Raw genomic sequence first — 13,572 nt, 5'->3', positions numbered from 1 at the left:
CAGGGCCGCCCCGGGACGGGAGCTGCTAGTCCAGCAGTGCCACGATCGCAGTCGGGGCGTCCTGGGAGCGTTCGGCCAGATCCTCGAACTCGTTCACGTTGTCCAGCTCGGTGCCCATGGAGATGTTGGTGACCTTCTCGAGGATCACTTCCACCACCACCGGAACCCGGAACTCACCCATCAGCGCCTTCGCCTTCTCGAACGCTGCCGGCAGATCGTCCGGGTTCTTCACCCGGATAGCCTTGCAGCCCAGACCCTCGGCGACCTTGAGGTGGTCCACTCCGTAGCCATCCGTTTCCGGCGAGTTGATGTTCTCAAACGCCAGGGACACGTTCTGCTCCATCTTGAACCCGCGCTGGGCCTGCCGGATCAGCCCCAGATAGGAGTTGTTCACCACCACGTGGATGTACGGCAGGTTGAACTGCGCTCCGACCGCCAGCTCCTCGATCATGAACTGGAAGTCGTAGTCGCCGGAGAGGGCGACCACTGTCTCGTCCGGCTTCCCCCGGACCACGCCGAGGGCAGCCGGACCGGTCCAGCCAAGCGGGCCGGCCTGTCCGGCGTTGATCCAGCGGCGCGGTCCGTAGACGTGCAGCATCTGGGCGCCGGCGATCTGGGAGAGCCCGATGGTTGTCACGTAGGTGGTGTCCCGGCCGAAGGACCGGTTCATTTCCTGGTAGACGCGCTGGGGTTTGATGGGGACGTTCTCGAAGTGCGTCTTGCGCTGCAGTGAGCCCTTGCGCTGCGCGCATTCGGCGACCCAGGACGTGTAATCCGGCAGCTTCCCGTCCCGCTGCCGTTCCCGGGCCAGCTCCAGCAGCCCGTCCAGGGCAGCGCCGGCATCCGAGGTAATGCCCAGGTCCGGAGAGAAAACCCGGCCAATCTGGGTGGGCTCAATGTCAACGTGCACGAAGGTGCGCCCGGCAGTGTACTTCTCGAGGCCGCCGGTGTGGCGGTTGGCCCAGCGGTTGCCGATGCCGATCACAAAGTCTGAGGCCAGCAGGGTCTCATTGCCGTAGCGGTGCGACGTCTGCAGCCCCACCATGCCGGCCATCAGGGGATGGTCATCCGGAATGGAGCCCCAGCCCATCAGGGTCGGAATCACCGGGATGTTGAGCAGCTCCGCGAGTTCCACCAGCTGCTCGGAGGCCCGGGCATTGATGACGCCGCCCCCGGCCACGATCAGCGGCCGGCTCGACGCGGTGAGCAGGTTCAGGGCCTTCTCCAGCTGGGTGCGGGAAGCCTTCGGCTTCTCGACGGGCAGCGGCTCATAGGCATCAATGTCGAACTCGATTTCCGCCATCTGCACGTCGAACGGCAGATCCAGCAGCACCGGCCCGGGCCGGCCGGAGCGCATCAGCGCGAAGGCCTTCTGGAAAGCGCCCGGCACCTGGCCCGGTTCCAGGACGGTCATGGCCATCTTGGTGACGGGCTTGGCGATGGATTCGATGTCCACGGCCTGGAAGTCTTCCTTGTGCAGCTTGGCCACGGGTGCCTGGCCGGTGATGCAGAGCATCGGGATGGAATCCGCCCAGGCGGCGTAGAGTCCGGTGATCATATCGGTGCCGGCCGGGCCGGAGGTGCCGATGCAGATGCCGATGTTGCCGTCCTGTGCGCGGGAATAGCCGTCCGCCATATGGGAGGCGCCTTCCACATGGCGCGCCAGGGTGTGGCGGATGCCGCCGTGTTCCCGCATGGCGGCATAGAAGGGGTTGATGGCTGCCCCTGGCAGGCCGAACGCCTCGGTGGCACCCTCCTTGGCCAGGATGGCGACAGCCGCGTCTACGGTGCGCATCTTAGTCATGCTGTTCTCCTTGAAAGTCTGCTTGGGTGCTGGTGTGCCGGGCAGGAAGGCCCGGGGCAGCCGGTGGGAGGGCGGGGACGCCGGGGATTATTCGCGGCCGCTGAGCTTGAGGGTCTGCTTGAACAGGCCGGAGTGGTCCAGGCCGCCGTCGCCCTGGTTGACCGTGGCGGCCACGAGCTGGGCGGCGATTGCGCCGAGCGGCAGTGCGACGTTGGCCTCGCGGGCGGCGGAGGTCACGATGCCCAGGTCCTTGTGGTGCAGGGCGAGCCGGAAACCGGGTTCGAAGTTGCGGTCCAGCATTTTCTGTCCCTTCTGGTCCAGGACCTTGGAACCGGCGAGACCGCCGCCGAGGACCTTGAGGGCGGCGTCGGTGTCCACGCCATAGGCCTCCAGGAAGGCGATGGCTTCGCCGAGGACCTCGATGTTGACGGCGACGATCAGCTGGTTGGCAGCCTTGACGGTCTGGCCGGAGCCGGCCGGGCCCACATGGACGATGGTTTTCCCGACCGCGTTCAGCACGTCCTGGGCGGCTTCGAAGTCAGCGGCTTCTCCGCCGACCATGATGGACAGGGCCGCATCAATTGCACCCTGCTCGCCGCCGGAGACCGGTGCGTCGAGCGCCCGGATACCCGCGGCCTTTGCCTCATCGGCAAGCCGCTTGGCGACGTCCGGGCGGATGCTGCTGGCATCGATCCACAGGGTGCCCTGCTTGGCGTTGGCGAAAACGCCGTCCGGCCCGGAAACAACACCCTCGACGTCGGGGGAGTCCGGCACCATGGTGATGACGACGTCGGCGTCCTTCACGGCCTCGGCAATACTGCCGGCGCCCTTGCCGCCTTCGGCGACGAGCTTGTCGATCTTGTCCTGGCTGCGGTTGAACCCGGTGACCGAGTGACCGGCCTTGACGAGGTTGATGGCCATGGGCAGGCCCATGATTCCGAGTCCGATGACTGCAACGTTGCTCATGAGGTTTCCTTTGCTGAAGTGTGTGGGTGCCGGAAGGCAGGGGTTAGTTGGAGACCGGCTGGCGGATGGTCCAGCTGAAGGCGGTCTGTGCCGGCTCCTTGTACTCCAGGCCGATCGGGCCGGTGTAGCCGAGTTCGCGGCTGCGGGCGATCCATTCGCCGAGGGGCAGCGCGCCGGTTCCGGGAGCGCCGCGGCCGGGGCTGTCCGCGATCTGGATGTGCCCGAAGTCCTTGGCGTGGTTTTCGATGACGGCGGCAACATCGTCGCCGTTGACCGCCAGGTGGTAGAAGTCCGCGAGAAGCTTGATGTTCTCCGCGCCGGTTTCCTCCTTGACCCGGGCGATGACCGCAAGCGCGTCCGCTGCCGTCAGGAGCGGATAGCGGGCGGCGCCGCTGACCGGCTCCAACAGGACCGTGCCGCCAATGCGGGCGACGCCCTGTGCAGCCGCGGCCAGGTTCTTCACGGCCAGCGTGTCCTGCTCCTCCGGAGTGAATTCCTCCTGGCGGTTGCCGTAGAGCGCGTTGAAGGAGGTGCAGCCCAGGCGCTCGCCGATGCCCGCGACGACGTCGATGTTGTCCTTGAATTCGGAGCAGCGGCCCTTCCAGGACACCAGTCCGCGGTCTCCGGCAGGCATGTCGCCGGCGTTGAAGTTCAGGCCCGTGAGCTGGACGCCGGCGTCGGTGATGGCGTTCTCGAACTCCGTGACCTGGGAGTCGGCGGGCACCGAGGTGTCGAAGGGCCACCAGAACTCGACGGCGTCGAAACCTGCGGCCTTGGCGGCGGCGGGGCGTTCGAGCAGCGGCAGTTCGGTCAGAAGGATTGAGCAGTTCACGGAATACGTCATTGGGTTCCTTCAGGAGGGAGGGGCGTACCCCCGGTGTCTATTTCATAGTTTTCATATTATGGAAACAATATCTTGCTATGTGAAAAGCCTAGGATGGAGCGGCGGTGGAGTCAACCCCTGCACCGGTGCTTAAAACAGCTGCACCCCGGCCGCGGCGGCCGGGGTGCAGAAGTAAGGCACAGAGCGGTTAGGTCAGGCGGATCTGCCGGTTGACGTCCTTGTAGAGCAGGTAGCGGAAGTTCCCCGGGCCACCCGCGTAACAGGCCTGCGGGCAGAAGGCACGCAGCCACATAAAGTCCCCGGCCTCCACCTCGACCCAGTCGTCGTTGAGGCGGTAGACGGCCTTCCCCTCCAGGACAAAGAGGCCGTGCTCCATCACGTGGGTTTCAGCGAACGGTATGGAGGCACCGGGTCGGAACGTGACGATATTGACGTGCATGTCATGGGCCAGGTCGTTGGGGTCCGCGAAGCGGGTGGTGGCCCAGGCACCGTCGGTGCCCGGCATAGCGGTGGGTTCCACCGCCTGGTCACTGGTCACGAAGGACTTCGCGGTGAAACCTTCCAGGGGCTCGTAGGCCTTGCGGATCCACTGGAAGCTGGCGATTTCATCTGAGGAGTTGTGCAGGCTCCAGTCTGCTCCGGCCGCGAGATAGGCGTAGCCGCCTGCTTCCAGCTCGTGGGTCTCGCCGTCGAGCACCAGCGTCAGCCGGCCCTGGGTGAGGAAAACAACGCCCTCCACGCCGGCTTCGGGTTCCGGCTTGTCCGACCCTCCGCCGGGGCCCACCTCAACGATGAGCTGGCTGAAGGTGGTGGCGAAGCCGGCGATGGGACGGGCGAGGATCCAGGACCGGGTGTTCTCCCATCCCGGGAGGTTGGAGGTGACAATGTCGCGCAGCACACCCTTGGGGATGACGGTGTAGGCCTCCTTGACCACGGCGCGGTCGGTCAGGAGCTGGGTCTGGGGCGGCAGGCCGCCCTGCGGGTAGAAATAATTGCTCATCAAGGTGCTCCTCTTAATTGACGGCCGGGCTGGCAAGCCGTGGATGGGCCAGCGTGGTGAGCTGGGACAGCCCGACGCCGGCCTGGGACAGGACTTCTTCGGCGCTCACGGCACCGCACTGGACGCCCCGGAGAATGAATCCGGCCAGGGCACGTGCCGTGGCAGGTTCATCCATCACACCGCTTCCGGTCTGCTCAACGTAGTTGCGCAGGCGGAGTGCGGCCGCGGGCAGGCCCTCGCGGTAGAAGGCATAAGTGGCAGTGAACCGGCTCGGCAGCTGGGCTGCGTGCAGGTCCCAGCCCTGGTAGTAACCCCGTTCCAGTGACCTGCGCACCAGCCTGCCGTGCAGTTTCCAGGCGTTCTCCGTGTTGTCGCCGACGGGGATAACGTTCGTGGATCCATCGGAGAGCCGGATGCCCGTGCCGGCCACTGCCAGCTGCATGATCTCCTTGGCGAGGTCCGCCACGGGATGTTCCATCGACTGGTATTCCGCGGCGACCTGCAGCGAGGCCGAGTAGTCATACGTGCCGTAGTGCAGCGCACTGATCCGCCCCGGGACAGCGTGCGGGAGCTGGGCGACCGGCGAGGTGCCGTCCGCACCGAGGATCAGCTGCGGTGTTTCCACCTGGACCTCGAACTTCAGCCGGCCCGAGGGCAGGGAATGAATTTTCTCCAGGCGGGAGACGGCGTCTTCCATGGCCTTGACCTGGTCCACAGTGGTGACCTTGGGCAGCGTGAGGACCAGCCCGGCCGGGAGCTCCCCGGCGCGGGCCAGGGTGGAAACGAACAGATCGAGGGTCCGCAGCCCGCGGGCGCGGGTGGGTGCTTCGAAGCACTTGAACCGGATGCCGATGAAGGGCGGTGCCGTCCCGGCCTGCACCGCTGCGGCCACCGCCGTGGCGGCCGCGACCGTGTCCTCGTCCTCGGCATCGTCGCCGCGGTCGCCGTAGCCGTCCTCGAAGTCCAGGCGGAGGTCCTCGATGGGCTCCTCGGCCAGTTTCCGGGCAACCCGGGAGGCCACGGCGGTTCCGAGTTCCGGTTCCAGGCCCAGCAGTCCACCGAGCCGTTCCAGGCCGCCGCGGTCTTCCACCGCGGCCGCGGCCTGGGCTCCCCAGTCAGCAGCGAACGACGGCGTGAACCGGTCCGCGGGTACGTAGACGGTGTGGATCGGCTGGCGGGTGCCGTCGTCGCCCGGGTAGTTCTGTTCCAGGAAGCGGTCCGTGCCCTCGAGGGACGCATTGATCCGGTCTAGGTCCTGGGGGGTCAGGGAAGCGAGGTGTTTTGCCATGCCTCAGCCGACCAGTTCTTCAGCGGCGGTGCGGGCAGAGTGGGCTGCACCGGCGACGGCGGCGGCGACGTCGGCTGCGACGTGGGGGTCGAAAACGCTCGGAATGATGTAGCTGGCGTTGAGCTCGTCATCGGCCACCCGGTCGGCGATCGCCTGGGCGGCGGCCACCAGCATCTCCGGAGTGATGTCGGAAACTCCGGCGTCCAGCAGGCCGCGGAAGAATCCGGGGAAGGCCAGGACATTATTGATCTGGTTCGGGAAGTCGCTGCGTCCGGTGGCGACGACGGCGGCGTGCCGGGCGGCGACGGCGGGGTCGATCTCCGGGGTGGGGTTGGCCATGGCGAAAACGATGGCCTTGTCCGCCATGGCGGCGACCTGCTCTTCGCCGATGACGTGGGGTGCGCTCACGCCAATGAAGACGTCTGCGCCGGTCAGGGCCTCGTGCAGGGTGCCGGAGAACCCTTCCTCATTGGTGTTCGCGGCGATCCAGGCCCGGTGATCGTCGTCGTAGCTGACGCCGGAGTGAATGGCCCCTGAGCGGCCCGCGGCAATGATGTGCTGTGCACCCTGGGCTTTGAGCAGCGCAATGATGGCTGATCCCGCCGCGCCGACGCCGGAGACGACAATCCGGACTTCGGAGAGCTCCTTGCCAACCACCCGCAGCGCATTGACCAGGGCGGCCAGCGTGACGATGGCGGTTCCGTGCTGATCGTCATGGAAGACGGGAATGTCCAGTTCCTCGCGGAGCCGGTTTTCGATTTCGAAGCAGCGCGGCGCCGCGATGTCCTCCAGGTTCACACCGCCGTAAACGGGTGCCAGCGCCTTGACGATCCGGATGATCTCCTCGGTGTCCTGCGTATCCAGGCACACCGGCCAGGCGTCCACATTGGCGAACTGCTTGAACAGGGCGGCCTTGCCTTCCATGACCGGCAGTGCCGCGGCCGGCCCGATGTTGCCCAGGCCCAGGACGGCGGACCCATCGGTGACGACGGCGATGGTGTTGCGCTTTATGGTCAGGTTGCGGGCGGCGTCGGGATTTTCCGCGATGGCCAGGCAGACCCGGGCAACGCCGGGCGTGTAGGCACGGGAAAGATCATCGCGGTTGTTCAGTGTGACCTTCGGTGTTACCTGGAGCTTGCCGCCGAGGTGCATCAGGAACGTCCGGTCCGAAACGTTGCGGACGGTGACACCTTCCAGGCGGTTGAGGGCGTCCTCCACCTGGCGGGCGTGCTCATCGCCGGTGGTGTCGCACGTGACGTCGACGACGATGGTTTCGTGGCGGGACTCGGTGACGTCCAGGGCGGTGACGGCAGCGCCGGCGGCAGCAGCGGCAGCCGCCAGTTCGCTGGTGGCGGTGAAGCCGGAGGGTGCCTCCACCCGCAGGGTGATCGAGTTGCCGGGGCCGGGATTTGCCATTGGGATTCCTCCATGTGTGAGCCCTCGATGAGGGCTTGGTCTGCTCGGGATCTCTGGGTTATTTCGTATTATGGACATTATTATCTACTCTGTGGAAATACAACCCACTTGGGAAGTAAGTTCACAGGAAACCTGCGCTACGCAGGGAAGCTCGATAGAGTAATTTCACGATGTGGATAAGCGTCGAAAAACTTAACTGGTAGGAGTTCTGCGTTATGGGCGAAAAAGCCCCGGGCGGCGTGCAGTCTGTTGAACGCGTATTCGAGCTGCTGGAGCTCATCACCGATGCCGGGGGAGACGTAACCCTCAGCGAACTTTCAGCCTCCACTGACCTGCCCCTCCCCACGATCCACCGGCTGCTGCGCACCCTGGTCACGCTTGGCTACATCCGGCAGCTGCCGAACCGCCGCTACGCCCTGGGGCCCCGCCTGATCCGGCTGGGCGAAGGAGCGAACAAACAGCTCGGCGCCCTGGCCCGGCCCCAGCTGAAGTCCCTGGTGGACCAGCTGGGGGAGACCGCCAACATGGCAGTCCTGGACTCCGACATGGTCCTCTACGTGGCCCAGGTCCCCTCGCTGCACTCCATGCGGATGTTCACCGAGGTGGGCCGGCGCGGGTACATGCATGCAACCGGAATGGGCAAGGCCATCCTGGCCGAGCTCGACGACGACACAGTGCGCGGGATCGCTGCGCGCAAGGGCCTGCCCACCCCGACCCCGAAGAGCATCGGCGATGTCGAGTCACTGCTCGCGGATCTGAATCTGATCCGCGAACGCGGTTACTCCGTTGATGAGGAGGAACAGGAGATCGGTGTCCGGTGTTTCGCGATGGCAATCCCCGGCGCCCCGACTCCTGCCGCGATTTCCGTGTCCGGTCCGGTCTCCCGCGTTGACGAAGCCTTCGCCAAGCGGGCCGTTCCCCTGCTGCGGGAGGCTGCGCAGGCCATTTCCGCGGAACTGAACCAGCACTGAGCACCAGGCACTGAGCCGCGGAGGCGGTGCAGTGGAGTTGAGGCCCTGATCGATACGGTCAGGGCCTCAACTGGTTCGTGGGCAGTTTTCGCGGGACGGACTTACGTCCCGGCGGTCCCGGCTGGTTTGGGTGCCTCCGGATCGACAGGGACGACGTTGCCGTTGCAGTCGATCAGCTGGCCGTTCTCATAGCGGTCTCCTTCGGCCAGGCACCGCAGGTCCTCCTCGCGGATGACCCTGCCGGTGCCGGCAGCGAAGACCGAGGAGTTTTCCGAGTTCCCTGCCTTGAGGTGGTTGAAGAGCAGATTCAGGGCGATCGCCATGAGCGCCGATGAGCTGATGCCGGAGTGGAAGATCGTGCCGAACCAGGCAGGGAAGGCATCGTAGAAGGTCGGTGCGGCAATCGGGAGCATGCCGAACCCGATGGAGGTGGCCACGATGATCAGGTTCATGTTGTTCTTGTACTCGACCTTGGCCAGGGTGCGGATTCCGCTGGCTGCGACCGTTCCGAACAGGACGATTCCGGCCCCGCCCAGTACAGCGGTGGGGACGGCGGCGATGAGGCGGCCCATGATGGGCAGCAGTCCCAGCAGGACCAGGATGACGCCGCCGGCAGCCACCACGTAGCGGCTCTTGATTTTGGTGACTGCCACCAGCCCCACGTTCTGGGCGAAGGCGCTCTGGGTGAAGGAACCAAAAACCGGGGCCACCAGGCTGGAGGCCATGTCCGCCCGCAGCCCTGCGGCGATCCGCTTGGAGTCCGTCTTGGTCTCCACGATCTCGCCGACAGCCAGGATGTCCGCCATGGTTTCGGTGAGGATCACCAGGACCACGATCAGCATCGAGATAATGGCGGCGATTTCAAACGTAGGCGCTCCCAGGTGGAACGGCGTCGGAAAAGCCACAATCGGGCCCTCACCGACCTTGGAGAAGTCTGCGACACCGGCGGCGACGGCAATGAGGGTGCCGATCACCATCGCCAGCAGGATGGACAGCCGGGAGATCGTGGCGCTGCCGACCTTGCTGAGCAGCAGGACCAGGACAAGAGTGACGGCGGCGAGGCCGATGTTGGACACGCTTCCGTAGTCTTCGGCCGTCTTGTTCCCACCCATGGCCCAGTTTGCGGCGACGGGCATAAGTGTCAGCCCGATGGTGGTGATGACAGTTCCGGTGACCACCGGCGGGAAGAACCGGACGATCCGGGAGAACACCGGTGCGATCAGGAGACCGATCGCGGCGGAGACGATCACGGCGCCGAAGACGGCCGGGAGGCCGCCACCGCCGGACACAATGGCGACCATGGTGGCCACGCTGGCGAAGGATACCCCTTGTACCAGGGGCAGCTGCGAGCCGAAGAAGGGGAGGCCGAGCGTCTGCAGCAGGGTTGCCAGTCCGCCCATAAAGAGCGCGGCAGCGATCAGGATTCCAATGTCAGCGGAGGAGAGCCCCGCGGCCTGGCCGATGATGAGCGGAACGGCGATAATCCCGCCGTACATGGTGAGGACATGCTGGAGGCCGTAGGCGAAGGTATTTCCGAGGGGGAGCCGTTCGTCTTCAGGACGGCTGGAGTGCTGATGGCTGCGGCGCTGCAGCGTTTCGCCGTTGCGGCGGATTTTCATGGTCATAGCAGACTTCCTTGGTTCATGGCAGACGTCTTCGTCTCTTCTGAAGTGGTCTGGCTAACAAAATGAGGCTGCAGGGTGCACCGCCGTTGCCGGCGGTGCACCCTTCCGGAGTGGGTGCGGAGTGACTGTGCCCTCCGGCACTGTTTATTGCGTGTACTGCCTGTACTGCTTTTACTGCCGTGGAATGGCTTGAGCTGCCTGGCGGGTGTCCGGCGTCAGCAGAATCCAGCGATGCCGGACCATGCGTTTTCCGCGCCGGCAGCGTCTTCGCGCTTGACGGTGGCTTCGATCAGCCCGTAGGGGCGGTCCGCAGCGAAGAAAACCTCGTTGGGGTTATCCAGGCCGAACGGGGAGAGGTCCACCAGGAAGTGGTGCTTGTTGGGCATGGAGAACTTGATCTCGTCGATGTCGGAGTGCGCCTCGAGGACCTTGGTTCCCATGTCGAACAGGGTCTGCTGCAGGGCGTGGGAGTATTTCTCGGTGAAACCCTCCAACAGCAGCGCCCGGACGTCGTTGTAGCTCTTATTGAAATCGACCTTGCTGAAATCCGTTCCGGTCTTGAAGCGCCAGCGGGCGGCGATGTCCGTGGCGAGGATGCGGTCGGTGGTTTCCTGCAGGGTGGTGTACCGGTCCTTCGGATAACCGGTGAAGCCCGATTCCGTCGACTTCAGGACGGTGAGGTCCCGCAGTCCGGCGATGAGGTGGTTGGTCTCGCCGTCGCGGACCAGGACCGCGGTACGGACCTCCTGGCCGTTGCGCACGAAGGAGTGGTCGTGCCCCGTTCCATGGGCCTGGATCCGGTCCCAGCTGTACGCTTCCGCTTCCCACCGGCCGCCGGTGACCCAGTCGAAGCTGGAGGTGAAGTGGTCACCCAGGCGCAGGAGCAGTGATTCCGGGGCGCCAATGCCCTCACGGGCGAAGGCATAGATGGTGTTCTTCTGCGTGTCGGTGGGCACGACGTGGGCGTTGTCGCCCTCCAGATGAGCTGCGGAAAAATCCCCCCGCAGCTGGGAGGTCACGTTCAGGTCTTCGATTTCGTGCCGGGCGGTATCCCTCGAAATCTTGACGACCCGCACTTCGGCCTTGCCGAACTGGTTGTCTCCCAAGATGATTTTGCTGCTCATGACCTTCTCCAAACTTCCGCTATATGGAAATAAGTTTTCATACTGAAAATGAGTGTGAAGCGCTTTAGCTACACACTGTTTGGATCGGCTCATAAAAAATGAGCCGACATCGGGTGATGTCAGCTCATTACAACCCTGCCTGCTGCTCCCAGGTTACGTGACCTGGGTCACGAAGTAGCCTTCACAGTACCCGAGGCACCTTGCAACGTAAATCCCCCTGCAGGTTTTTCTGGCCAGTCTTCCGGAATCGATCCCAGGGGCTGGCACCTCTTGACCGCCCGAAGTCACGGGGATTACTGTTTTTCGTATAACAAGAATCTTTTTCCACTTTATGGAAGGAAGTGAGTCAAGATGTCCCCTGAAACGGAGAAGACAGTGAAACCGCTGGAACGGAAGTCCGTGGCGGCACAGGAGTTTTACTTCCCGGCAGGAGGGGGCGCTGATCCGGACTTTTTCCTGCCGGCCAGGCGGAAGAGTGAGCGTTTCCACTGGCTGAAGTGGCGCCCTTTCGGCCGCCGAAACGAGGCCAAGTAGTTCCTGCAGTCATTACGACGGAGAGTAATACGACGGAGAGCCCTTAGTCTCCGCCGCCACTGGAATCAGAGGCGGCGGAGACCAAGGGCCTTTCGGGTTTACGCGTCCCCGCCGGCACCGCCGGTGGTCCCGGCATTTACGTCCAGGAGTTTGTAGCGGTCCATAGCGTACGCGGGGACATCGGATCCCACCGATCCGCGGACGGCGAGCAGCTGCAGGGCGCGGACCACCATGGAGTGGGTGTCGTTCTTGAAGTATCGGCGGGCTGCGGCACGGGTATCCGAAAAGCCGAACCCATCGGCCCCAAGCGTGGCGAACTCGTTCGGCACGAACTGCCGGATCTGGTCCGGAACGGCCTTCATGTAGTCGGTGACGGCTATGACGGGGCCTTCAGCGCCGGCAAGCTGCTGCGTCACGAACGGCACGCGCGGCTGGGCATCCGGGTTCAGGAAGGCTTCTTCCTCGGCGGCCAGGCCGTCGCGGCGCAGCTCGGTCCAGGACGTCACCGACCAGACGTCTGCCGAAACTCCCCAGTCCTCAGCGAGCAGCTTCTGGGCTTCCAGTGCCCAGGGAACGGAGACACCGGACGCCAGAAGCTGGCACTTTGGCCCCTCTGCCGGCGATTCGGATACCCGGTAAATCCCCCGGAGCAGTCCGTCCACGTCCAGGTTCTCCGGCTCGGCCGGCTGGATAATGGGTTCGTTGTAGACCGTTAGGTAGTACATCAGGTTCCGGTCCGCGGATCCCTCGCCATACATCTCCTCGAGGCCGTGGCGCATGATGTGCCCGATCTCGTAGCCGTAGGCCGGGTCGTAGGTCTTCACCGCGGGGTTGGTGGAGGCCAGGATCGGGGAATGCCCGTCCGCATGCTGCAGGCCTTCACCGGTCAGGGTGGTGCGGCCGGCGGTGGCCCCGATGACAAATCCCCGGGTCAGCTGGTCGGCAGCCGCCCAGAAGGAGTCGCCCGTGCGCTGGAAGCCGAACATCGAGTAGAACACGTAGACCGGAACCAGCGGCTCGCCGTGGGTGGCGTAGGAGGTGCCGGCAGCGGTGAACGCCGCCACGGCACCAGCCTCGTTGATTCCGGGGTGGATCAGCTTTCCGGCGGGAGATTCCTTGTAGGCCAGCATCAGGTCGCGGTCAACGGAGAGATAGTTCTGGCCGTCAGGGTTGTAGATCTTCGCGCTCGGGAAGAAGGCATCCATGCCGAAGGTGCGCGATTCGTCCGGCACGATGGGGACCAGCCGGTCACCGAAGTCCTTGTCCCGCATGAGGTCCTTGAGCAGCCGGACGAAGGCCATGGTGGTGGCCGCCATCTGCTTGCCGGAACCCTTCTTGGCGACGGCGTAGGAGTCTGCCGAGGGCAGTTTCACCGGGGCGTGCTTCTCGCGGCGCTCCGGAACGTTGCCGCCGAGCTCGCGGCGGCGCTCGAGCAGGTACTTGATCTCCGGCGAATCAGCACCGGGGTGGAAGTACGGCGGGGCGTACGGATCGGCTTCGAGCTGCTCATCCGTAATCGGGATCCGCAGGTGGTCACGGAACGCCTTGAGATCCGCCAAGGTCAGCTTCTTCATCTGGTGCGTCGCGTTCCGGCCCTCGAAATGCGTGCCCAGGCCGTAGCCCTTGACCGTGTGCGCCAGGATCACCGTGGGCTTGCCCTTGAACTCAGTGGCAGCCTTGTACGCGGCGTAAACCTTGCGGTAATCATGCCCGCCGCGCTTGAGGTTCCAAATGTCCTGGTCGGAAAGGTCAGCGACCATGTCCTTGGTCTGCGGGGTCTTGCCGAAGAAGTGCTCCCGCACGAACCCGCCGGACTCGGCCTTGTACGTCTGGTAATCGCCGTCGAGGGTGGAGTTCATGATGTCCACCAGCGCGCCGTCGTTGTCCTTCTCCAGCAGGGAATCCCACTCCCGGCCCCAGACAACCTTGATCACGTTCCAGCCGGCACCGCGGAAGAACGCTTCGAGTTCCTGCATGATCTTGCCGTTGCCGCGCACCGG

At 64.7% G+C, this 13,572-nt stretch carries 10 protein-coding genes; 1 reads left to right on the top strand and 9 read right to left on the bottom strand.

Annotation, left to right across the window (positions count from 1 at the left end; translation table 11 throughout):
- Positions 1–25: 25 nt before the first annotated feature.
- From gcl to H9638_RS11205, 6 genes are all read right to left on the bottom strand, one after another.
- Positions 26–1,804, bottom strand: coding sequence for a glyoxylate carboligase (gene gcl, locus H9638_RS11230; protein WP_191747339.1), 1,779 nt, complete (start codon positions 1,802–1,804; stop codon positions 26–28).
- 87 nt (positions 1,805–1,891) lie between these two features.
- Entirely contained in the window at positions 1,892–2,770 is an 879-nt protein-coding gene (locus tag H9638_RS11225; RefSeq protein ID WP_191747337.1) for a 2-hydroxy-3-oxopropionate reductase, read from the bottom strand.
- A gap of 43 nt (positions 2,771–2,813) precedes the next feature.
- The gene (locus H9638_RS11220; protein ID WP_191747335.1) at positions 2,814–3,614 is read right to left on the bottom strand and encodes a hydroxypyruvate isomerase family protein; all 801 of its coding nucleotides are present in this window, start codon (positions 3,612–3,614) and stop codon (positions 2,814–2,816) included.
- 187 nt (positions 3,615–3,801) lie between these two features.
- The gene (locus H9638_RS11215) at positions 3,802–4,614 is read right to left on the bottom strand and encodes a bifunctional allantoicase/(S)-ureidoglycine aminohydrolase (protein ID WP_191747333.1); all 813 of its coding nucleotides are present in this window, start codon (positions 4,612–4,614) and stop codon (positions 3,802–3,804) included.
- A gap of 13 nt (positions 4,615–4,627) precedes the next feature.
- Positions 4,628–5,902 (bottom strand): DUF6986 family protein, encoded by a 1,275-nt coding sequence (locus H9638_RS11210; protein ID WP_191747331.1) that lies wholly within the window; start codon positions 5,900–5,902, stop codon positions 4,628–4,630.
- Between the two features lie 3 nt (positions 5,903–5,905).
- Positions 5,906–7,318, bottom strand: a complete 1,413-nt coding sequence (locus H9638_RS11205; RefSeq protein WP_191747329.1) for an NAD(P)-dependent malic enzyme — start codon at positions 7,316–7,318, stop codon at positions 5,906–5,908.
- Between the two features lie 215 nt (positions 7,319–7,533).
- Between H9638_RS11205 and H9638_RS11200 the strand changes: the two genes are divergently transcribed.
- Positions 7,534–8,289 (top strand): IclR family transcriptional regulator, encoded by a 756-nt coding sequence (locus H9638_RS11200; RefSeq protein WP_191747326.1) that lies wholly within the window; start codon positions 7,534–7,536, stop codon positions 8,287–8,289.
- A gap of 101 nt (positions 8,290–8,390) precedes the next feature.
- On the opposite strand, the gene H9638_RS11195 is transcribed toward H9638_RS11200, so the two are convergent.
- The 3 genes from H9638_RS11195 to aceE all read right to left on the bottom strand — a co-directional run.
- Positions 8,391–9,908, bottom strand: a complete 1,518-nt coding sequence (locus H9638_RS11195; RefSeq protein WP_191747864.1) for a nucleobase:cation symporter-2 family protein — start codon at positions 9,906–9,908, stop codon at positions 8,391–8,393.
- 221 nt (positions 9,909–10,129) lie between these two features.
- Positions 10,130–11,038, bottom strand: coding sequence for a factor-independent urate hydroxylase (gene pucL, locus H9638_RS11190; protein ID WP_191747323.1), 909 nt, complete (start codon positions 11,036–11,038; stop codon positions 10,130–10,132).
- 632 nt (positions 11,039–11,670) lie between these two features.
- A partial coding sequence (aceE, locus tag H9638_RS11185) for a pyruvate dehydrogenase (acetyl-transferring), homodimeric type (RefSeq protein WP_191747321.1) occupies positions 11,671–13,572 on the bottom strand: 1,902 nt, incomplete at its 5' end.

The organism is Arthrobacter pullicola (assembly GCF_014836875.1).
GTDB lineage: Bacteria > Actinomycetota > Actinomycetes > Actinomycetales > Micrococcaceae > Arthrobacter_B > Arthrobacter_B pullicola.
The sequence above is the reverse complement of the archived record's forward strand: the minus strand, read 5'-3'. Positions and strand labels throughout refer to the sequence as shown.

What these genes read in the sequence shown, in the direction of transcription:
- gcl (WP_191747339.1), bottom strand. Translation starts at nt 1,804, where the DNA reads ATGACTAAGATGCGCACCGTAGACGCGGCTGTCGCCATCCTGGCCAAG.
- H9638_RS11225 (WP_191747337.1), bottom strand. Translation starts at nt 2,770, where the DNA reads ATGAGCAACGTTGCAGTCATCGGACTCGGAATCATGGGCCTGCCCATG.
- H9638_RS11220 (WP_191747335.1), bottom strand. Translation starts at nt 3,614, where the DNA reads ATGACGTATTCCGTGAACTGCTCAATCCTTCTGACCGAACTGCCGCTG.
- H9638_RS11215 (WP_191747333.1), bottom strand. Translation starts at nt 4,614, where the DNA reads ATGAGCAATTATTTCTACCCGCAGGGCGGCCTGCCGCCCCAGACCCAG.
- H9638_RS11210 (WP_191747331.1), bottom strand. Translation starts at nt 5,902, where the DNA reads ATGGCAAAACACCTCGCTTCCCTGACCCCCCAGGACCTAGACCGGATC.
- H9638_RS11205 (WP_191747329.1), bottom strand. Translation starts at nt 7,318, where the DNA reads ATGGCAAATCCCGGCCCCGGCAACTCGATCACCCTGCGGGTGGAGGCA.
- H9638_RS11200 (WP_191747326.1), top strand. Translation starts at nt 7,534, where the DNA reads ATGGGCGAAAAAGCCCCGGGCGGCGTGCAGTCTGTTGAACGCGTATTC.
- H9638_RS11195 (WP_191747864.1), bottom strand. Translation starts at nt 9,908, where the DNA reads ATGAAAATCCGCCGCAACGGCGAAACGCTGCAGCGCCGCAGCCATCAG.
- pucL (WP_191747323.1), bottom strand. Translation starts at nt 11,038, where the DNA reads ATGAGCAGCAAAATCATCTTGGGAGACAACCAGTTCGGCAAGGCCGAA.